Annotated in this window: 15 protein-coding genes; 10 read left to right on the forward strand and 5 right to left on the reverse strand. The window is 60.1% G+C overall.

Annotated features, from left to right (window positions below; translation table 11 throughout):
* The first annotated feature begins 121 nt into the window (after positions 1–121).
* The 5 genes from OOT55_RS11455 to OOT55_RS11475 all read left to right on the forward strand — a co-directional run bounded on the left by OOT55_RS11455 (position 122) and on the right by OOT55_RS11475 (position 3,837).
* On the forward strand, positions 122–703 hold the full coding sequence (locus OOT55_RS11455; protein ID WP_265366004.1) for an SPOR domain-containing protein: 582 nt from the start codon (positions 122–124) through the stop codon (positions 701–703).
* Positions 704–798: 95 nt separating this feature from the next.
* Positions 799–1,338, forward strand: coding sequence for an ATP-dependent protease subunit HslV (gene hslV / locus OOT55_RS11460; protein ID WP_024461357.1), 540 nt, complete (start codon positions 799–801; stop codon positions 1,336–1,338).
* Between the two features lie 33 nt (positions 1,339–1,371).
* Positions 1,372–2,691, forward strand: coding sequence for an ATP-dependent protease ATPase subunit HslU (hslU, locus tag OOT55_RS11465; RefSeq protein ID WP_265366005.1), 1,320 nt, complete (start codon positions 1,372–1,374; stop codon positions 2,689–2,691).
* A gap of 175 nt (positions 2,692–2,866) precedes the next feature.
* Positions 2,867–3,238 carry a DUF971 domain-containing protein gene (locus tag OOT55_RS11470; RefSeq protein ID WP_265366006.1) on the forward strand — a complete coding sequence of 124 codons (372 nt, stop codon included), beginning with the start codon at positions 2,867–2,869 and terminating at the stop codon, positions 3,236–3,238.
* 62 nt (positions 3,239–3,300) lie between these two features.
* Positions 3,301–3,837 carry a DUF4136 domain-containing protein gene (locus tag OOT55_RS11475; RefSeq protein WP_265366007.1) on the forward strand — a complete coding sequence of 179 codons (537 nt, stop codon included), beginning with the start codon at positions 3,301–3,303 and terminating at the stop codon, positions 3,835–3,837.
* A gap of 236 nt (positions 3,838–4,073) precedes the next feature.
* On the opposite strand, the gene msbA is transcribed toward OOT55_RS11475, so the two are convergent.
* The 4 genes from msbA to OOT55_RS11495 form a co-directional block, all read right to left on the reverse strand.
* Positions 4,074–5,867 carry a lipid A export permease/ATP-binding protein MsbA gene (gene msbA, locus OOT55_RS11480; protein WP_265366008.1) on the reverse strand — a complete coding sequence of 598 codons (1,794 nt, stop codon included), beginning with the start codon at positions 5,865–5,867 and terminating at the stop codon, positions 4,074–4,076.
* Between the two features lie 59 nt (positions 5,868–5,926).
* On the reverse strand, positions 5,927–6,856 hold the full coding sequence (locus OOT55_RS11485; RefSeq protein WP_265366009.1) for a branched-chain amino acid transaminase: 930 nt from the start codon (positions 6,854–6,856) through the stop codon (positions 5,927–5,929).
* Positions 6,857–6,912: 56 nt separating this feature from the next.
* Positions 6,913–9,867: a bifunctional [glutamate--ammonia ligase]-adenylyl-L-tyrosine phosphorylase/[glutamate--ammonia-ligase] adenylyltransferase gene (glnE, locus tag OOT55_RS11490; protein ID WP_265366010.1), complete on the reverse strand. Its 2,955-nt coding sequence runs from the start codon at positions 9,865–9,867 to the stop codon at positions 6,913–6,915.
* A 252-nt stretch (positions 9,868–10,119) separates the two neighbouring features.
* Complete coding sequence (locus OOT55_RS11495; RefSeq protein ID WP_265366011.1) at positions 10,120–11,898, reverse strand: GspE/PulE family protein; 1,779 nt, start codon at positions 11,896–11,898, stop codon at positions 10,120–10,122.
* Positions 11,899–12,105: 207 nt separating this feature from the next.
* Here OOT55_RS11495 and OOT55_RS11500 point away from each other — a divergent pair, with 207 nt between their 5' ends.
* From OOT55_RS11500 to ilvD, 5 genes are all read left to right on the forward strand, one after another.
* Entirely contained in the window at positions 12,106–12,786 is a 681-nt protein-coding gene (locus OOT55_RS11500) for a TIGR00153 family protein (protein ID WP_265366012.1), read from the forward strand.
* Positions 12,787–12,816: 30 nt separating this feature from the next.
* The gene (locus OOT55_RS11505; protein WP_265366013.1) at positions 12,817–14,091 is read left to right on the forward strand and encodes an inorganic phosphate transporter; all 1,275 of its coding nucleotides are present in this window, start codon (positions 12,817–12,819) and stop codon (positions 14,089–14,091) included.
* A 95-nt stretch (positions 14,092–14,186) separates the two neighbouring features.
* On the forward strand, positions 14,187–15,386 hold the full coding sequence (gene argE / locus OOT55_RS11510) for an acetylornithine deacetylase (protein ID WP_265366014.1): 1,200 nt from the start codon (positions 14,187–14,189) through the stop codon (positions 15,384–15,386).
* Between the two features lie 4 nt (positions 15,387–15,390).
* The gene (gene argA, locus OOT55_RS11515) at positions 15,391–16,704 is read left to right on the forward strand and encodes an amino-acid N-acetyltransferase (protein WP_265366015.1); all 1,314 of its coding nucleotides are present in this window, start codon (positions 15,391–15,393) and stop codon (positions 16,702–16,704) included.
* A 279-nt stretch (positions 16,705–16,983) separates the two neighbouring features.
* A complete protein-coding gene (gene ilvD, locus OOT55_RS11520) occupies positions 16,984–18,828 on the forward strand; it encodes a dihydroxy-acid dehydratase (RefSeq protein WP_265366016.1) in 1,845 nt (614 codons plus the stop codon).
* Positions 18,829–18,937: 109 nt separating this feature from the next.
* On the opposite strand, the gene OOT55_RS11525 is transcribed toward ilvD, so the two are convergent.
* Complete coding sequence (locus OOT55_RS11525; protein ID WP_265366017.1) at positions 18,938–20,386, reverse strand: tetratricopeptide repeat protein; 1,449 nt, start codon at positions 20,384–20,386, stop codon at positions 18,938–18,940.
* Positions 20,387–20,398: the final 12 nt, after the last annotated feature.

Raw genomic sequence — 20,398 nt, forward strand, 5'->3', positions numbered from 1 at the left:
AGGACACATTCAACCCCGGCAGTATTTCCAGTGCGACATACGCGTCCTACGCACTACTGGTCGTGCGGGGCGGCGATGGGTACAATTGCCGGCGCTGTACCACCTGGAAACGATCGCAACCATGACCCGAGACTACGCCAAGAAAAATCGCCCCGCCCCCCGCCGCAACCGGCCCAAAAGCCAGGTGCCCGGCTGGGTGTGGCTGTTTACCGGCGCTGTACTCGGGGGCTTTATCGTGTTCCTGATGCGCTTGACCGATGTCGAGGTCCCGGAAACCGGCCCCGCGGAAACCGCAACCAAAGAAACCCGGACCTCCCAGCCGGTGGAGCCCCAGGCCGAACCCAGCAATCCCAAACCGCGCTTCGATTTCTACAAGTTGCTGCGCGAGAGCGAAGTCATCGTGCCGGCCACCGAGCCCAACGAAAGCCAGGCCAATACCGAGCAAGGCGACAGCGCCGATAAAGATGAATTTATCCTTCAGGTCGGTTCCTTCCGCAAGGCCACCGAAGCGGACAGCCTGCGGGCCCAGCTACTGTTGTTGAATCTGGACGCCTACACAGAGCAGGTCACCCTGAACAACAACGAGACCTGGCACCGGGTTCTTGTGGGGCCGTTCAGCAACCAGTCGCGTCTGGCCAGCGCCCGCTCCACCCTGGTATCCAATGACTACCACGCGCTGGTGCTCAAACGAAAGAAACAATAATCACTCTGCCCTGGCCGGTTGCTTGAAATCCCCGCACGCAGCCCCCACTTCTGCCATTCAGACTTCATACTTATTGCTTTGATAAAGGATGGCTTGTGGAACAATACCGAGGAACCACGATTCTCTCTGTGCGCCGCAACGGCCAGGTCGCCATTGGTGGTGACGGGCAGGTGTCGCTGGGCAACACCATCATGAAAGGCAACGCCCGCAAGGTTCGCCGCCTGTACAAGGACCAGGTGATCGCGGGTTTCGCCGGCGGCACCGCCGACGCCTTCACACTGTTCGAGCGCTTTGAAGCCAAGCTCGAAGCCCATAATGGCCAACTGACCCGCGCCGCGGTGGAACTGGCCAAAGACTGGCGCACCGACCGGGCCCTGCGTCGTCTGGAGGCCCTGCTGGCAGTGGCCAATGCCGAGGCGTCCCTGATCATTACCGGTAATGGCGATGTGATCCAGCCGGAAGATGATCTGATTGCCATTGGTTCCGGAGGTGCGTTCGCCCAATCGGCCGCCCGCGCCCTGCTCGACAACACTGAACTGGATGCCCAAAGTATCGTCGAAAAAGGACTGACCATCGCCGGCGACATCTGCATCTACACCAATCACAACCAGACCATCGAGACCCTCGACTACTGAGCCTCGCTGGCCTGACGAACTGACGAGTCCGTTATGTCCAACATGACCCCCCGGGAAATTGTCCACGAGCTGGACAAGCACATCATCGGCCAGAACGAGGCCAAGCGCGCCGTGGCCATCGCCCTGCGTAATCGCTGGCGCCGGATGCAGGTGGATGAAAACCTGCGCGCCGAAATCACCCCCAAAAACATCCTGATGATCGGCCCCACCGGGGTCGGTAAAACCGAAATTGCACGCCGGCTGGCCAAGCTGGCCCACGCGCCTTTCATCAAAGTCGAAGCCACCAAATTCACCGAAGTCGGCTACGTCGGCCGCGACGTGGAATCCATCATCCGAGACCTGGTGGACATTTCCATCAAGATGCATCGTGAACAGGCCATGAAAACCGTCCAGCACCGCGCCGCCGAAGCGGCCGAAGAGCGCATCCTGGACGTGCTGCTGCCCCCGGCACGCGGCGGCGACACCGAAAACACCGGCGAATCCGGTACCCGCCAGATCTTCCGCAAAAAGCTGCGCGAAGGCGAGCTGGACGAGAAAGAAATCGAAATCGATGTCGCCAGCACACCCATGGGTGTGGAGATCATGGCCCCTCCCGGCATGGAGGACATGACCAGCCAGTTGCAGAACATGTTTTCTTCCCTGTCCAAGGACAAGAAGAAAACCACCAAAATGACCGTCAAACAGGCCTTCAAACAGCTTCAGGAAGAAGAAGCCGCCCGCCTGATCAACGACGAAGAAGTCAAAGCCGACGCCATCAAGGCTGCCGAACAGAACGGCATCGTGTTTATCGATGAGATCGACAAAGTCGCCAAAAAAGGCGAAACCAGCGGCGCCGACGTCTCCCGCGAAGGCGTCCAGCGCGACCTGCTGCCGCTGATCGAAGGCTGTACCGTGAGCACCAAGCACGGGATGATCAAAACCGACCACATCCTGTTCATCTCCTCCGGCGCCTTCCACCTGAGCAAGCCGTCCGACCTGATTCCCGAACTCCAGGGCCGACTCCCCATCCGCGTCGAACTCAACGCCCTGACCCCGGATGACTTCGAACGCATCCTCACCGAACCCAGCGCCTCCCTGACCGAACAACACCAAGCGCTGCTGAAAACCGAAGGCGTCGACGTGATCTTCAAACCCGACGGCATCCGCCGCATCGCCGAGACCGCCTTCGAAGTCAACGAAAGCACCGAAAACATCGGCGCCCGCCGCCTCCACACCCTGCTCGAACGCCTCCTCGAAGACGTCTCCTTCGACTCCGGCAGCCAGCAGACCAGCGTGGAAATCGACGCCGATTACGTGCAGAAGCAGTTGGGTGAACTGGCGAAGGATGAGGATTTGAGTCGGTATATCCTCTAAAGTGGAAGTTTGAACCCCGCTCGTGCCAAGGGACGATTTGCGGGTCACTGTTCCGGGACCGTGGAGCGGGGGACCCGCGATGCGAGCCCCCAGGGATGGGTTCACGGCGTGTCCCGGAACAGTGACCCGTGAAGCGGCCCGACGCTAGAGGCACCCAAATCTGGAGCCCACCGAAATGACGCCCGACAAAATCCTGCTCCACAAAAAATCCCGCCAGTTGGAACTCACCTACGGCGACCAAAACTACCGCCTGGACGCCGAATACCTGCGCGTTCACTCCCCCAGCGCCGAAGTGCGCGGCCATCACGGTCAGGGCGGGCAACTCCCGTTCGGCAAAAAACAGGTCGCCATTACCCACATCGAAGCGGCCGGTAACTACGCCCTGCACATCGTTTTCGACGACGGCCACGATTCCGGCATCTACACTTGGGATTATCTGCACGATTTGTGTGTCAATAAAGAAACCCATTGGCAGAAATACCTGGACGATTTACACCAACAGGGTAAATCCCGGGATCCCGACACACAGATCGTTCGACTTATGTGAAGACAGGAGCAAACTTATAGCCCGGTGTCTCCATAAGCACTCAGTCAGCACAGGACCCAACCATGACTCGCTTGACGAAACTACCTTTCATACTTTTCATCCTAGCGGCCATCACCGCCTGCGCCGGTCCCAAGGTCTCACAGGACTACAACGAAGACACCGAATTTGATCCCGGCTGGGGCCGCTATGAATGGCGCGGTGGAACGTCGCAGATCGACGGTGTGCCGCACAGCCGGTTGCAACGCATCACCGAGCAGGCGATGGTGCAACGCGGCTACCGGCTTGATCCCGACAACCCCCAGTTTTATGTCAGCGTCAGCGGCACCACGCGGGCCGCGATTGGTGGCGGCAAGTCGGTGGGGATCTCTATCGGACTGCCCGTGGGTAATCGAGGCAGTATCGGGCTTGGGGGCAGCAAGAGTCTGGAGGACCGCAAGCAGGAGGGGGTGATTATCGTGGATATCACGAACGCCGAGAGCAATGAGTTGGTGTGGCGGGGCAGTGCCGAAGGTATCCCGTTGCGGGATTTTGATTTGTCGCGAGAACCACAGTTACGCAACGTCATTGATCGGTTGTTGGCGCAGTTTCCACCGGAATAATGTCAGGCATCTATGCGGCGCGATTTCAGTGATGCATCACGTCCGGGCCGGGGAGGGGAAGCCCTTTCAAGACACGCCGTAAACCCATGATGTGCATGGATGCACGAATGCCGCGATGGCATGGATGCCATAGAGCGGCCCCTGGGGGCTCGACGCGCGGAGTCCCTCCGCTTACGGTCTTGAAAGGGGTTACCCAGGCGGAGCATTCCAATACGAAGCACAAAACCGATAGCGAATTACAACTCGTCGCGGAACTGCATGGAGTGCAGGCGGGCGTATTGGCCGCCGGCGGCGAGGAGTTCGCGGTGGCTGCCGACTTCCAGAATTCGGCCTTCTCCCATCACCACAATCCGGTCCGCCCGTTCGATCGTCGATAAACGGTGAGCCACCACGAACGTGGTGCGGTTTTTCATCACCTGCTCCAGCGCCGCCTGAATATGCCGTTCGGATTCCGTGTCCAGGGCCGAAGTGGCCTCATCCAGAATCAGGATGGGGGCATCCTTCAAAATGGCGCGGGCAATGGCCAGACGCTGACGCTGGCCGCCGGACAGACGTGCGCCGCTCTCACCGATGAGGGTATCGTAGCCTTGGGGTAACTGCTCGATAAACTCGTGAGCATGGGCCGCTTTGGCGGCCTCGCGCACTTTCTCCGGGTCAGTGGCCGCCAGCGCACCGTAGGCGATATTGCCCGAGACCGAATCGTTGAATAGCACCACGTTCTGATTGACCAACGCCACCTGCTCGCGCAGGTTATCCAGGCGGTAGTCTTCCAGTGGGTGACCATCCAGCAGTATGCGCCCTTCACCCGGGTCGTAAAAACGGGTCAACAAACTCACCAGCGTCGACTTGCCACTGCCGGAGCGACCCACCAGTGCGATCACTTCGCCCGGTTTCACATCCAGATTGATGTGTTTCAGAACCCAATCATCGCTGCTGTCGTAGCGGAAACTGACGTCTTCAAAGCGCACCGCCCCCTGAGCCCGCTTGACGGTGTAGTCACCGGTATCGGTTTCCGCCGGCTCGTCCAGCAACTGAAAAATACTGTCCGCGGCGGCCACCCCTTTCTGGATGGTGGGAACGACTTCGCTCAACTGACGCAGAGGTTTTAGCACCATGCCGGCGGCAATGAAATAGGCCACAAACGCCCCCGGATCATCCAGCTCCATCACGGTCAGGGCGACAAACAGCAGCAGCCCCATGGAGAGGGCCACCAGCATCTGAAGGATGGGGGTATTCAATGACGAGGTGAACACGATTTTCATGTTCTGCACGTAGTTGCGCCAGCTGGCCTGATTGAAACGACGCTTTTCGTAGGCCTCGCCACCAAAGCTGCGCATGACCCGATAACCGTGAATCATCTCAGAGGATACCTGGGTAATATCCCCCATGCTGTGCTGCACCTGGGCACTCAGGCGACGCAGGCGCTTGCCCACGTAACCCACCAGGGCCCCAATGACCGGCGCGACCAACAGCAACAGCAGGGTCAGCAACCAATCCTTGTAAAACAGATAGCCCATCAACGCCAGCACGGTGGCGCCCTCGCGGATCAGGGTTTTCAACGCATCGGTGGCGGCGGTGGTCACACCATTGACGTTATAGGTGATGACCGACATCAAATGACCAGAGCTGTGCCGGTCGAAATACTCGCCGGGCAAGTGGGCCATGTGGTTGAACAGATTCAGGCGTAGCGTATGCACGACCCGGAAGGACACTTGAGATATGAAATAATTGCCCAGGAATGCACCGATACTGCGCACCAGGACAATCCCCATGATGATCAGGGCGGGCAGGTACGCGGCACCGCGATTGGCATCCCCGATAAAGTCCAGCAGGTACTCCATGAACTGGGCCATGGCCGGCTGGGAGGCTGAGTAGATCACAAAGCCAAAGACACTGATGGCAAATAACACCCAATAGGGTTTGATATAGGCCAGTAACCGAAGATATACCTTGAGGGAAGCGGTATCGGTCTGCCGCAGCGTGTCTCTGGATTGAAGGTCGTGAGAGAGCGGCGTGCCTTTATCGCTCATGATGCAGGGGGTCCTCCTGATGCGCGCCCTCCGGGGAGGGCGCGTTTTGGATCAGTGGTTCAGTCAGCCACCGGTGCCAGCCACTCGGTATGACCGGACAGCTTACCTTTGACTGCATCGAAGTAGAGCGACTGCAGTTGGGTGGTGACCGGGCCGCGACGGCCTTCACCAATCACCCGACCATCCAGTTCGCGAATGGGCAGAACCTCGGCCGCGGTACCGGTAAAGAAGGCTTCATCGGCAATGTAGACCTCGTCCCGGGTGATGCGCTTTTCCCGCACTTCATAACCGCAGTCCGCCGCCAATTGGAAAATGGTGTTGCGGGTGATGCCGTCCAGGCACGAGGTGAGTTCCGGCGTGTAGATGATGCCGTCGCGGACGATAAAGACGTTCTCGCCGCTGCCCTCGGCCACATAGCCTTCGTTGTCCAGCAAAAGCGCCTCTTCACAACCGCTGTCCAGCGCTTCACGCAGCGCCAACATCGAGTTGATGTAGTGGCCGTTGGCTTTGGCCTTACACATGGAAATATTCACGTGATGACGGGTGTAGCTGGAAGTACGCACCTTGATGCCCATGTCCCGCGCTTCCGGGGACATGTAGGACGGCCAGTGCCAGGCGGCGACCATCACATGCACCTTCAGGTTATCGGCGCGCAGCCCCATGCCCTCGGAGCCGAGAAACGCCATGGGACGCAGGTAGCTTTCATGCAGGCCGTTCTCCCGTACCACCAGCTTCTGGGCTTCGTTCAGCTCATCTTTGCTGTAGGGCAGGTCCATCCGCATGATATGGGCGGAACGGAACAGCCGGTCGGTGTGCTCCTTCAGGCGAAAAATACAGGTGCCCCGGTCGCTGCTTTCGTAGGCGCGCACGCCCTCGAACACGCCCATGCCGTAATGCAGGGTGTGGGTCAGTACGTGAACCCGGGCATCCCGCCAGGGCACCAGTTCGCCATCCAGCCAAATAACGCCGTCGCGATCGGCAAATGACATAACCAACTCCTAAATATGAAATTCGTGGGGCCGTGGTCGGCGCTCGGCAGGACCGATCATAGATGGGATTCCAGCAGTTGCCGCCACAGGCCAGTTACTCGGCGCCGCTCCTCGGCAAAGGGCGCGCCATCCTCCAAGACTGCCTCCTGGCGCTGTAGCGCGAGGCGGTGGCCGGTGGACCGATAGGCCTTGTAGGCATCAATCAACTGGGCGACGGCTTCTGCGCCCAACCGGCCGGATTGTTCCAGCGCACCGAGTATGCGGATGTTGTCGGTATACTCGGTGAGCCCAGGCTCACTCTCGGCCCAGGCTAAAACCGCATATTGAACCATAAATTCAATATCGACGATACCTCCAGCATCCTGCTTGAGATGAAAAGGCATCTTTTCGTCATCGCCCTGAGCGCCCGGCTTGGGGCGGGTTCCCAGGTGTTCGCGCATTTTCTGGCGCATCTTGATGACCTCCTCGCGCAGCGCCTCCAGATCCCGCGGCTGACACAACACCTGTTGCCGGACCTGCGCAAAGGCTTCGGCCAGCCCGGCATCCCCAGCCACCACCCGGGCCCGCACCAAGGCCTGGTGTTCCCAGGTCCAGGCTTCCTGCTGCTGATACTTCTCAAACGCCGGCAGGGACGTGACCAACATCCCCGCATCGCCGTTGGGGCGCAGACGCATGTCCACCTCATACAGGGTGCCCGAGGGCATCCGGGTATTCAGGATGTGGATGATCCGCTGACCCAGGCGGGTATAGAACACATTGTTGTCCACCGGTTTTTCGCCATCGGTTTTGCCTTCCGGGTCGCTGTTGTGAATAAACACCAGGTCGAGATCCGAGCCGTGGGCCAACTCGATTCCGCCCAGCTTGCCGTAGCCGACGATCACAAAGTTGGGGTGTTGCTCCGGCTCACCCCGGACGTTACTCGGGCGACCGTGGCGCGGAATCAACTGCTCCCAGGCCAACTCCAGCACGTGCTCCAGAATCACTTCGGCCAGATCGGTCAGGTAATCACTGACCTTCATCAGCGGCAGGGCCCCAGTCACCTCGCTGGCCGCCACCCGCAACGCGTGGGCGGAACGGAAATAGCGGAGCGCTTCCATATGCCCCTCAAGGTCATCCCAGGCGGTGCGCAACAACTCCCGGCGCAGCTCATCGCGCAGCTCGTCTTTGTCCGGCGGCGCGTAGAGACTCTCCGGGGTGAGCAGCTCATCCAGCAGCGCCGGAAAGCGGGCCAGCTCATCGGCGATCCAGGGGCTCGCCGCACAGAGCCGGACCAGTTGCTGCAACGCCACCGGGTTCTCCACCAGCAACACCAGATAGGCACTTCGACGCACGATCGACACCACCAGCGGCTGAATCCGCGCCAGGGTATCGCCCACCGCTTCGCCCTCGCCGAGCATGGCGAGCAAGCGGGGCATAAAGGCATCCAGGCGATCCCGGCTGCTGGCCTGCATGGCCACCACCTGCCGGTGCGAGCGGATGTCGGCCAACACCGACAAGACCCGCTCGGGCTGATCGAAGCCCTGCCCGGTCAGCCAATCCACAGCTTCGTCACCCTCCAGGCTGCCCTCCCAGAGTGACACCCAGTCCTGCAGGTTCTCGGGCTCCTGCCCCTGATCGGCATCCGGATCGGCGATCACCTCCTGGAACTCGCGATTGACCCGCGCGCGGTGCTCGGCAAGGGTTTCGGAAAAGGCATCCCAGCTCTCAAAGCCCAGCACCCAGGCCATCCGGCACTGTCCGTCCGGATCCGACGGCAGAGCCTGGGTCTGGCGATCCTGATAGCCCTGGATCGCATGCTCGGTATTGCGCAGAAACTCATAGGCGGCCAGCAGGGCCTGTCCGCTGCTTTCCGGGAGATACCCTTCCGCCTCCAACAGGGGCAACAGCTCACACACCTGCCGCTCCCGCAGGCGCGGGTCCCGTCCACCGCGAATCAGTTGGAACACCTGGACCACGAACTCGATTTCCCGAATGCCGCCCTCGCCGAGCTTCACATCCTCACTCATGCCCCGACGCTGCACCTGGCGGCTGATCAGCCCCTTCATGGCCCGCAGGGATTCAATCACGCTAAAGTCGATGTACTGGCGATAAGTGAAAGGCCGCAGCAATTCCATCAGCTCGTCCGCCGCCGGCTTGGCCCCCTCACCGCTGGCCGCCACCGGACGGGCCTTGATCATGGCGTAGCGCTCCCAGTCCCGGCCCTGGCTCTGGTAGTACTCCTCCATGGCATCGAAATTCGACACCAGCGCGCCGCTCTGGCCATAGGGACGCAGGCGCATATCCACCCGGAACACAAAACCCTCGGCGGTGGGCGCGTCCAGACTTTTGATCAACCGCTGCCCCAGACGGGTGAAAAACTCCTGATTACCCAGTGACCGCGACCCACCCTGGGTCTCCCCCGCCTCCGGGTAGGCAAAAATCAGATCGATATCCGAGGAGACATTCAGCTCTCGCGCCCCCAACTTACCCATGCCAAGCACAATCAGCGGCTGCGGCTTGCCGCTGTACTTGCCGGTGGGCACCCCCCAACGGGGTTTGAGCTGCTCGAAATGGTAATCCAGGGTGCACTGGATCGCCGCCTCGGCGAAGCGGGACAGCTCATCGGTAATCTCCCGCATCGAACCCAGACGATTCAGATCCCGCCAGATGATGCGCACCATGGCCCGATGCCGCTCCCGGCGCAGCACCTTATCCAGCGACCCGTCATCCTCACAGGCCGCCACCGCCTCGACCAGATCGGGAAAGGAGCCGTCCTCCAGCGGCGCAAACAGCGCCCCGGAACGCACCAATTCCAACAACAGCTCCGGTCGTGTCGTGGCGGTTTTCGCGAGGTACTCGCTGGCGGCGAACGCGGTATTCATCTGTTCACGGAACGCCGCTTCCGACACCCCTTTGGGCAAGAGTGACTCCGGACGATCCAGCTCCCTCTGCTCGATGACCTCGTAGAAATCATCAAAGCGCTTGCGGGTGGCCTCGTGGAGTTGGGTGGGGACCTGGTTTGGGTCGAACATAAATTTTGGAGCTCCGTTGTTTGTTCTGTTGGGGCTTTAAAGTTGGGTTACGGCGGATGCGCTTTGCTCCGATACGTCGGACCGATCCGCCCTACGCGTACCAGAGTCATTCGATGGCACTGAGGGGCGGTGCGGGGTGAAGCCTTCCAGGACCGTGGAGCGGGGGACCCGCGATGCGAGCCTACAGGGACGTATTCACGGCGTGTCCTGGAAGGCTTCACCCCGTGCCGCCCCGCCCCTTAAGATTACCGCCTAGCGTTCTTTTTCGGGGGGTGGGGCGACGCGCATGACTTCTTCTACGGTGGTCAGGCCCGCGGCGACCTTCTGGGCGCCGGATAACCGCAAGGTGCGCATCCCCTCGCGCATCGCCTGCTTGCGCAACTCCCCCAGACTCGTCTCAGTCCCGATCCGATCCTTCACCGACTCCGACAACAGCAGAATCTCATACAACCCCTGACGCCCCAGATAGCCCGTATTGCGACACTCAAGACAACCCACCGGCCGATAAATCCGCTGCGGCACCGACACCTTCCAGGGCGTCACCAACTGCTGCCAATCCTCGGAGCTGATCTCCCCCTCCTCCTTGCAATGCGGACACAGCGTGCGCACCAGACGCTGCGCCATCACACCCAACAGGGTCGCATTGATCAGGTAGGGGGGAATCCCCAGATCCAACAGGCGGGCCACCGTCGCCGGCGCATCGTTGGTGTGTACCGTGGACAACACCAGATGCCCGGTCAGAGCCGCCTGCACCGCCATCTGCGCCGTCTCCAGGTCGCGGATCTCCCCGACCATGATGATATCCGGGTCCTGGCGCATGAGGGTGCGGATACCGGCGGCAAAATCCAGCCCGATCTTGTGATGCACCTGGGTCTGATTGAAATGCTCCTCCACCATCTCGATGGGATCCTCGATGGTGCTGACGTTCACCTCCTCCGTGGCGATCTGACGCAACGATGAATAGAGCGTAGTGGTTTTACCCGAACCGGTGGGACCAGTCACCAGGACAATCCCGTTGGGTCGCTCGAGCATGCCCCGCCAGCGCTCGTAGTCCTCCCCGACCAGCCCCAGGTCGGCAAAACTGCGCAGCAGCACGTCCGGGTCGAAAATCCGCAGCACCAGCTTTTCGCCAAAAGCCGTCGGCAGCGTGGACAAGCGCAGCTCCACTTCGCTGTCATCGCTGCGCCGGGTTTTGATCCGGCCATCCTGGGGCTTGCGCTTCTCGGCAATGTTCATCCGGGCCAGCACCTTGAACCGGCTGGTCACCGCATTGGCGACATTGGCGGGCAATTCGTACACCGGATGGAGCACGCCGTCGATGCGAAACCGCACCCGGCCCACCTCGCGGCGAGGCTCGATATGAATGTCACTGGCACGCTGGTCATAGGCGTACTGCAGCAGCCAGTCGACGATCTTCACCACATGCTGGTCATTGGCCTCCGGATCTTCGCTGAAGCTCCCCAAATCGACCAGTTGCTCAAAGTTGCCGACCCCGCTGGCGCCCGGGCCACCGCTGGCCCGGTTGACCGAGCGCGCGAGGGTGTAGAATTCCACCATGTGCCGATCGATATCGGCCGGGTTGGCGAACACCCGCTTCACGTTGCGCCGCGCCACATGCTCCAACTGGGGCTCCCAGCCAGTCATGAACGGCTGGGTGCAGGCCACCACGACGGTTTCCGGAGTCACCTCAACACAGAGAATGCCGTGGCGCTTGGCGAAGGCGTAGGACATCACGTCCGTCACCCTGGGCACATCAATCTTGAGAGGGTCAATGTGATAGACCGGCAGCTCGGCTTTCTCGGCCAGCCAGGCGGTCAGCGTATCACCATCAAGTACCTTGCCCGGGCGGGTGATATCGTCCAGCCCCTGGGACGCGATATAGGCCAGCGGGTGCATCATCGCCTGCTCCCGGGTCCGGACCGCCCCAAGCAGGCGGTTGGCGTCCTCCTGCCCCAATCGTCCATCTTTGACCAGATCATCCACCAGCCGGCGTAAATCGAGGCTATGCTGTGCAGTGGCTACTGAAGCCATAGGCGCGTTCCCGTTTCCGATTCGTCTCGCTCGATTGTAGCCTGTCTGATCCGTGGACAACACCAAGGAAAGGCGCTCCGCCCCGAACAAACCACACAAGGCGGGGGTATGGCCAGGGAATCTGTCATAAAAATGTCAAATTCAAGGGTGACCTGCCGGGCATAAGTTTTTATACTGCCCGCACTTTCGCAAGGGGGAACTACCATTATGGCTATCAACAACCCTTTCTCGAACCTGTTCGGGCGTTCACCCATCAAGCCCATGCAGGAGCACATGGCCGTGGCCATTCGCGCCACTGGCGAGCTGCAGCGCTTCTTTGAGTGCGTGATCGCCGACGACTGGGAACAGGTCGAAACCGTTCAACAGCGTATTGTCGAGCTGGAGCGTGAGGCCGACGCCCTGAAAAAGCAGCTCCGGCTGCATCTGCCCAAGAGTCTTTTCCTGCCAGTCCCGCGCACCGACCTGCTGGAACTGCTGAGCATGCAGGACCGCATCGCCAACCGCGCCAAGGACATTGCCGGGATCATGCTCGGCCGCAAGATGACCATCCCCGCCACCATGCAGGATATGACCCTGGAGTACGTGGGCGCCGCAGTGAAAGCCGCCGAGCAGGCGCTGGTGGCCATCAACGAGCTGGACGAGCTGCTGGAAACCGGCTTCAGCGGCCGGGAGCTGGGCATTGTGGAAAAAATGATCCAGGAACTGGATGCTCTGGAACGCAAGACCGACCAGCTTGAAGTCCAGATGCGCGCCACCCTGTACAGCCTGGAGGCCGACCTGCCACCGGTGGACGTGATGTTTCTGTATAAGGTGATCGACTGGATCGGTGACCTCGCCAACCGCGCTCAGGATGTCGGCGGCCGTCTCGAACTGCTGCTCGCGCGTTAATTCAATCCTACATAATATTGGGGTAACCACATGACCGTGATCGCAGAATACGGCCAGACGCTGCTCATCCTCGCCTGCATCTTTGGCGTCTTTATGGCCTGGGGGGTGGGCGCCAACGACGTCGCCAATGCCATGGGCACTTCGGTGGGCTCGCGAGCACTGACCATCAAACAGGCCATTCTGGTGGCCATGGTGTTCGAGTTCCTCGGCGCCTACCTCGCTGGTGGCGAAGTGACCTCCACCATCCGCAAAGGCATTGTCGACCCCGTCATCATGACGGAAAACCCGGATTTACTGGTGTTCGGGATGCTCTCCGCCCTGCTGGCCGCCGGTACCTGGCTGTTGATCGCCAGCATTCTGGGCTGGCCGGTCTCCACCACACACTCCATCGTTGGCGCTATTGTGGGTTTCGCCGCCGTGGGTATCTCCATGGAGGCCGTGGCCTGGAACAAGGTGGGCACCATCGTCGCCAGTTGGGTGGTCTCGCCGGTACTGGCGGGAACCATTGCGTTCTGGCTGTTCCGCTCGGTGCAGAAACTGATCCTCAACACCGAAGACCCGTTCAGCAACGCCAAACGCTACATTCCCCTCTACATGTTCGCCGTGGGCTTTCTGATTGCCATGGTGACTCTGGTAAAAGGCCTTAAGCACGTTCTGAGTGATTCAGCGTTTCAGCCCAGCTTTTTCCAGAGCATGCTGGTATCGGCCGTCATCGGTGTACTGGTCGCCGTGCTCGGCATTTACATGATGCGTAACATCAAGAAAGACAACGAAGCCGACGCCGTCAACCGCTTTACCAGCGTCGAACGGGTATTCGGCATTCTGATGATCTTTACCGCCTGTGCCATGGCCTTCGCCCACGGCTCCAACGATGTGGCCAACGCCGTTGGCCCGCTCGCTGCAGTGGTCAGCGTGGTGCAGACCCAGTCGGTCAGCGCACAGGCGGTGGTACCCGCCTGGGTTCTGTTGATTGGTGCGGTGGGTATTGTGATCGGCCTGGCCACCTATGGCTGGAAGGTGATTGCCACCATCGGCAAGAAAATCACCGAGCTGACCCCGAGCCGCGGCTTTGCCGCCGAGCTCGGCGCCGCCGGCACCGTGGTGCTCGCCTCGGGGACCGGCCTGCCGGTCTCCACCACCCACACATTGGTAGGCGCCGTCCTGGGAGTGGGCCTGGCGCGGGGTATTGGCGCCCTGAACCTTCGGGTGATCGGCACCATTTTCATGTCCTGGGTCATCACCCTACCCGCCGGGGCCGGCCTGGCCATTCTGTTTTTCTTCTTCTTCAAAGGCGTGTTTGGTTAAGCCACGCCGATTGCCGTAGGGCGCCCGAGCGGCGCCCTACCCGATACTCCCGTCCTGTATTACACTGCCGATACATTCTCTGAATCCGGCCGTGTATGACTTTCGATCTCAAGCGTTATCGTGACCAACTCGCCCAACTGGTGGCTCATCCGTCGGTGAGCTGCGCCGACCCCCACTGGGATATGGGCAACAAGCCGGTGCTCGACCTGTTGTCAGAGTGGTTGGACGCGCGCGGATTTGCGTGCGAGCTGCTGCCGGTGCCCGGCAAGAGTGGTAAATACAACCTGATTGCCAGCAAAGGCACCGGCCCGGGCGGGCTGGTTTTCTCCGGTCACAGCGATACCGTGCCCTACGACGACAACCGTTGGCAGAGCGACCCCTTCACACTGACAGAGAGGAACGGGAAGCTCTACGGTCTGGGCGCTACCGATATGAAGGGCTTTTTCCCGGCGGTACTGGCGGCAATTGATGCACTTGCGGATCAGCCACTGCAGCAGCCCTTGATTGTGCTCGCCACCGCCGATGAGGAAAGCAGCATGAGCGGCGCCCGGGCACTGGTGGAGCTGGGCCGCCCCAAGGCGCGCTACGCGGTGATTGGAGAGCCCACCGAACTGCGACCGGTGCGCATGCACAAGGGCATCATGATGGAATCCATCCGGGTGCACGGCGCCAGCGGCCACTCATCCAACCCCGCATTGGGTAAAAACGCACTGGAAACCATGCACGGAGTGATCTCCGAGCTGCTGGCGTACCGGGGCGAACTGCAGGCCCGCTACCGCAACCCGGGGTTTCAGGTGGATGTGCCGACCATGAATCTCGGTTGCATCCATGGCGGCGACAACCCCAATCGGATCTGTGCCGAGTGCGAGTTGCACTTCGATCTGAGGGCCCTGCCCGGCATGGATAACGATGAATTACGCGCGGCCATCGACCGGCGCCTGCGGCCCATTGCGGAGCGTTCCGGCACCGATATCGTGCTCTCGGAGCTATTTGCCGGCGTGGAGCCCTTTGAGCAGGGCGAGCAGTCGGCACTGGTACAGGCCTGTGAGCGGCTCACCGGCCATGCCAGTGAAGCCGTGGCCTTCGCGACCGAGGCTCCATTTCTGCAGTCTTTGGGCATGGAGACCCTGGTACTCGGACCCGGCTCGATCAACCAGGCACACCAGCCCGACGAGTTTATCGATATTCAACAGCTGGCACCGGCAGTGGACATTCTCCGCGGCCTGATCGATCGCTTCTGCATCCAGCCCGACACGGCGGCGTCCGCCCCCCCTGTGTCTGACAAAAGGAACTAACGCTTTGACCGGTTCAACCCAAGACTACGTCAAATGGTTCAGGCACTCCTCGCCCTACATCAACGCACACCGGGGTAAGACCTTTGTGTTGATGCTGCCGGGTGAGGCCCTGGTGCATCCAAACTACGGCAATATCATTTACGACATTGCGTTGCTCAGCAGCCTGGGTGTGCGCCTGGTCGTGGTGCATGGAGCGCGTCCCCAGATCGATGCCAGGCTGGCTGAATCCGGCACCGAGAGCCGATTTCACCGCAATCTCCGGGTCACCGACGCCACCAGCCTCGATCAGGTTACCCAGGCCATTGGCCAGGCGCGGATTCAAATGGAAGCGGCCCTGTCCACCGGGGTGCCCAATTCCCCCATGCACGGTGCCCGCATGCAAGTGATCAGTGGCAACTTTGTGGTGGCCATGCCCCACGGCGTTCTCGACGGGGTCGATCTGCAACACACCGGCAAGGTCCGCCGGATCAACACCCGCTCACTCAACACGGTACTGGACTCGGGGGCCATCGCCCTGCTCTCGCCGTTGGGCTATTCCACGACCGGCGAGGCTTTCAACCTCTCCTTCACCGATGTTGCCACGCAGGTGGCCTCGGCGCTGAAGGCGGACAAGCTACTGGCGTTCATTGAGGCCGAAGGCGTCAGTGACACCAACGGCGAGTTGGTCCGTCAACTGGCCGTTCAGGAGTGTCGCGAGTTTCTGGAACAGCAAGGTGAACACATCAGCGGGGATATCCGTCAGGCACTTTCGGCCTGTTATCTGGCCTGCCTGCAGGGTGTCCCCCGGGCCCAACTGTTCAGTTACGCCACCGACGGGGCCATGCTCAGCGAGCTGTTCACCCGGGACGGCATGGGGACCATGGTGCACTCCGACAGTTACGAGCAACTGCGCCGGGCGACCATTGATGATGTCGGCGGGATCCTGGAGCTGATCGCACCGCTGGAGAATGAGGGCATTCTGGTGCGCCGCTCCCGGGAGCTGCTGGAGACGGAGATCGACCGGTTCCATGTGCTGGAAAAGGACGGCACCATCATCGCCTGTGCGGCCATGTATCCCTTTGAGGAGAGTGCGGAGCTGGCCTGTGTGGTCACCCATCCGGAGTACCGCAAAGGCGGCCGGGCGTCGACGTTGCTAACCCAGATGGAGAAAATGGCGCGGCGACAGGGGATCAAGCAGTTGTTTCTTCTCACGACCCAGACGGCTCATTGGTTTATTGAACAGGGCTTTGTCCAGGCACAGATTGATGACCTTCCCGTTGCCCGGCGGCGGTTGTACAACTATCAGCGGAATTCGAAGATTTTTATCAAGAATCTGTAGGACAGGTAGAGAAACCGTTAGAGCTTCGTATCGGGACGCTACGGTGCCTGAACTGTGGCACTGAGGGACGATGTGGGGTACAGCCTTTCAAGACCGTGGAGCGGGGGACCCGCGATTCGAGCCCCCAGGGATGGGTTTACGGCGTGTCTTGAAAGGGTATACCCCGCAGCGACCCGGTCTTTCCGTCACACCAATATCCCAGGCGAAGCACACCCGCCGCTTTGCTGGTTTTCTGCTATTATTGACGCTTTTTTATGACGTCAGACGAAGAGTAGAACCATGCCCGTTTATCGCTCCAAAACCACCACTGCTGGCCGGAACATGGCTGGTGCTCGCGCGCTGTGGCGTGCCACCGGGATGAAAGACGAAGACTTTCACAAACCCATCATCGCCGTCGCCAACTCCTTCACCCAGTTTGTGCCCGGCCACGTCCACCTCAAGGACATGGGGCAACTGGTCGCACGGGAAATCGAAAAAGCCGGTGGTGTGGCCAAAGAGTTCAACACCATTGCGGTAGACGATGGCATTGCCATGGGTCACGACGGCATGCTTTACAGCCTGCCGTCCCGGGACATCATCGCCGACTCCGTCGAATACATGGTCAATGCCCACTGCGCGGACGCGCTGGTGTGCATCTCCAACTGCGACAAAATCACCCCCGGAATGCTGATGGCCGCCATGCGCCTGAACATCCCGGTGATTTTTGTGTCTGGCGGTCCCATGGAAGCGGGCAAAACCAAACTCGCGGATCACAACCTGGACCTGATTGACGCCATGGTCATTGCCGCCGACGATTCGGTGGACGACGAAACCGTGGCCGAGTACGAGCGCTCCGCCTGCCCGACCTGCGGCTCCTGCTCCGGGATGTTCACCGCCAACTCCATGAACTGTCTGACCGAGGCGCTGGGCCTGTCACTGCCCGGCAACGGCACTCTGTTGGCCACTCACGCCGACCGGGAAGCGCTGTTCCTCGAGGCGGCACGACGTATTGTCGATATCACCAAACGCTACTACGAGGAAGACGATGAGCGGATGCTGCCTCGCTCTATCGCGAACTTCAAGGCCTTTGAGAACGCCATGGCCCTGGATATTGCCATGGGCGGCTCCACCAACACCATTCTGCACCTGTTGGCGGCCGCTCAGGAGGGCGACGTTGACTTCACCATGTTCGATATCGACCGCCTGTCCCGGGAGATTCCTCAGCTGTGTAAAGTGGCGCCCAACACCCAGCGCTATCATATCGAGGACGTGCACCGCGCCGGTGGGGTAATGAGCATTCTGGCCGAACTCAATCGGGCCGGCCTGCTCCACGCCGACCTGCCCACCGTTCACAGCAACACCTTCCAGGAAGCCCTGGATCACTGGGACATCACGACGACCACCTCCGACGAGGTGCGCACCTTTTACAAGGCCGGTCCGGCGGGCATCCCGACCCAGCAGGCGTTCAGTCAGGCCACTCGCTGGCCCAGCCTCGATGACGATCGCGCCAACGGCTGTATCCGCTCACTGGAGCACGCCTACACCCGTGAAGGCGGCCTCGCGGTCTTGAAGGGCAATATTGCCCTGGACGGCTGTGTGGTGAAAACCTCGGGCGTAGACGAGAGCTGCTGGGTGTTTGAAGGGCCCGCGCGCGTTGTGGAAAGCCAGGACGAGGCGGTCGACGCGATTCTCAGCGGGAAAGTCAAAGCCGGTGAAGTGGTGATTGTCCGTTACGAGGGGCCTCGCGGTGGTCCCGGTATGCAGGAAATGCTGTACCCCACCAGCTACCTGAAATCCAAAGGGTTGGGCAAGGACTGTGCGCTGCTGACGGACGGACGTTTCTCCGGCGGAACTTCGGGTCTGTCGATCGGACACGTATCGCCTGAGGCGGCGGCGGGTGGTGCGATCGGTCTGGTAGAAGATGGCGACATCATTCTCATCGATATCCCCAATCGCCGGATTGAAGCACGTCTGAGCGATGAAGAACTGCAGGCACGGCGCGATGCCATGAATGCGCGGGGCGAGCAGGCGTGGAAACCCCGAGAAGCCCGTCCGCGCAAAGTCAGCACCGCCCTGAAAGCGTACGCCATGCTGGCGACCAGCGCCGACAAAGGGGCCGTAAGGGACCTGAGTAAACTCGACTGAGCCCACTTTGAGGGCAACTGGCAGGGACGCCAGACGCGATGCACTCCTTTTTCGCAGATACAAAAAAACCGGCTCGAAGCCGGTTTTTTTGTGCGTTGAGATCGGAGGTTCAGGCGCCCGGCAATACCAGACCGTCTTCCTCTTCCCACTTACGCTTGCGCTCCTGATAACGCTCTTCTTCTTTACGAGCTTTCTCTTCGCGCTCTTTTTCTTTCTCCGCGAAATTGATCCACTGCTTGGCCGCTTCTTCGCTGCGCTTGTCTTTAGCCGCTTCTTTCAGGGATTCAATCGCTTCATCATACTGCTCCAGGTTCACATAGGCGGTACCCATTCTCAGGTACACCTGGTCAGCACGATCAACCCCTTTGTCCAACGCTTCACGGGCCGCCTCGATAGAGTCTTCGTAGCGGTCGTTCAGCATATAAATGGCAGACAGACGAGCAAACAGATCTCCTTCGTCAGACTTCTCGGCCGCTTTTTCCATTTCAACCATGGACTTTTCCACTTCCTGAGCCATGCTCCAGGAGTTGGCCAGAAGTTCCAGGTTCCGGGAAGTCGGCTCAATGATCTCGTCTTCGTAGATTCCCTTTTCCAGGACCTTGGCGGCCTTGTAGGGAATATCGCGGTCGAGATACATGGAGGCCATGGAAACCAGGATGTTTTCCTTGTCCAGGCCGCCAAGCAGGTACACCACTTCCAGAGAGTGCAGACGGTTGTCGAACTCCTCCAGCAGGCTGTACATGTCCGACAGCTGGCGCCAAGTCGACACCTTCGGATAATCCCGAACCATCTTCTTCAACACGTTCAACGTACTTCTGTAGTCTTCTTTCTCGAAGTACAACAGACGCTGCATGGCGTACCAGTTTTCTTCGGGAATTTCGCCATCCTGCTCGGCCATCTCAACGGCTTCGTTGACATGGACCAGGGCACGGTCGGCGTCACCCATCTGATAGAACAACAGAGAGAACACGTAGTACTGATCCGCATCGATACTGGTAACCATATTGGTCCAGTTCTCGAATGCGTCCAGCGCTGCTTCAAAGTTCTCTTCCTGCATGTGCAACTTGCCCAGCACCTGCCAGGTGGACGTTTCCAGGCCAGAGGGAATCTGCGGAGAACGGGCCACTACCTTTTCGAAGGCATCAATGGTGCGCTCCATGTTGTCCATCTGGAAATGAACGTTGGCAACGAAGTTGTAAATCTGAGCCTGCTCATAGGCGTTGTATTCATCAATGTTGCTTTCCATTTCCTGCAACAGACGCAACGCTTCGTTCAAGTCCGGCTCACGACCGGAATCTTCTTCCGGATCGATAAAGCTCTGAACTTCAGAGAGCTCTTCATTCAACCGCTGGCTGATGCCGGGAATCCGTCGGGTTTCCGGCGGTTCGCTGGCAGGCTGGATCAACTCCTGGGCCATAACACTGCCCTGGAGCCAACCACTGGCCTCCGGTGCCACTTCATTCACAACCACGGTGGAGACGGCAGGAGCGGTGACCAGCGCTGCCGCCAACAGGCTGCGATTCAGCGTACCGGCAAAAAATGCTTGTAGTTTATTCACTGTCATAACCCC

The sequence above is a fragment of the Marinimicrobium sp. C6131 genome (assembly GCF_026153455.1).
GTDB lineage: Bacteria > Pseudomonadota > Gammaproteobacteria > Pseudomonadales > Cellvibrionaceae > Marinimicrobium.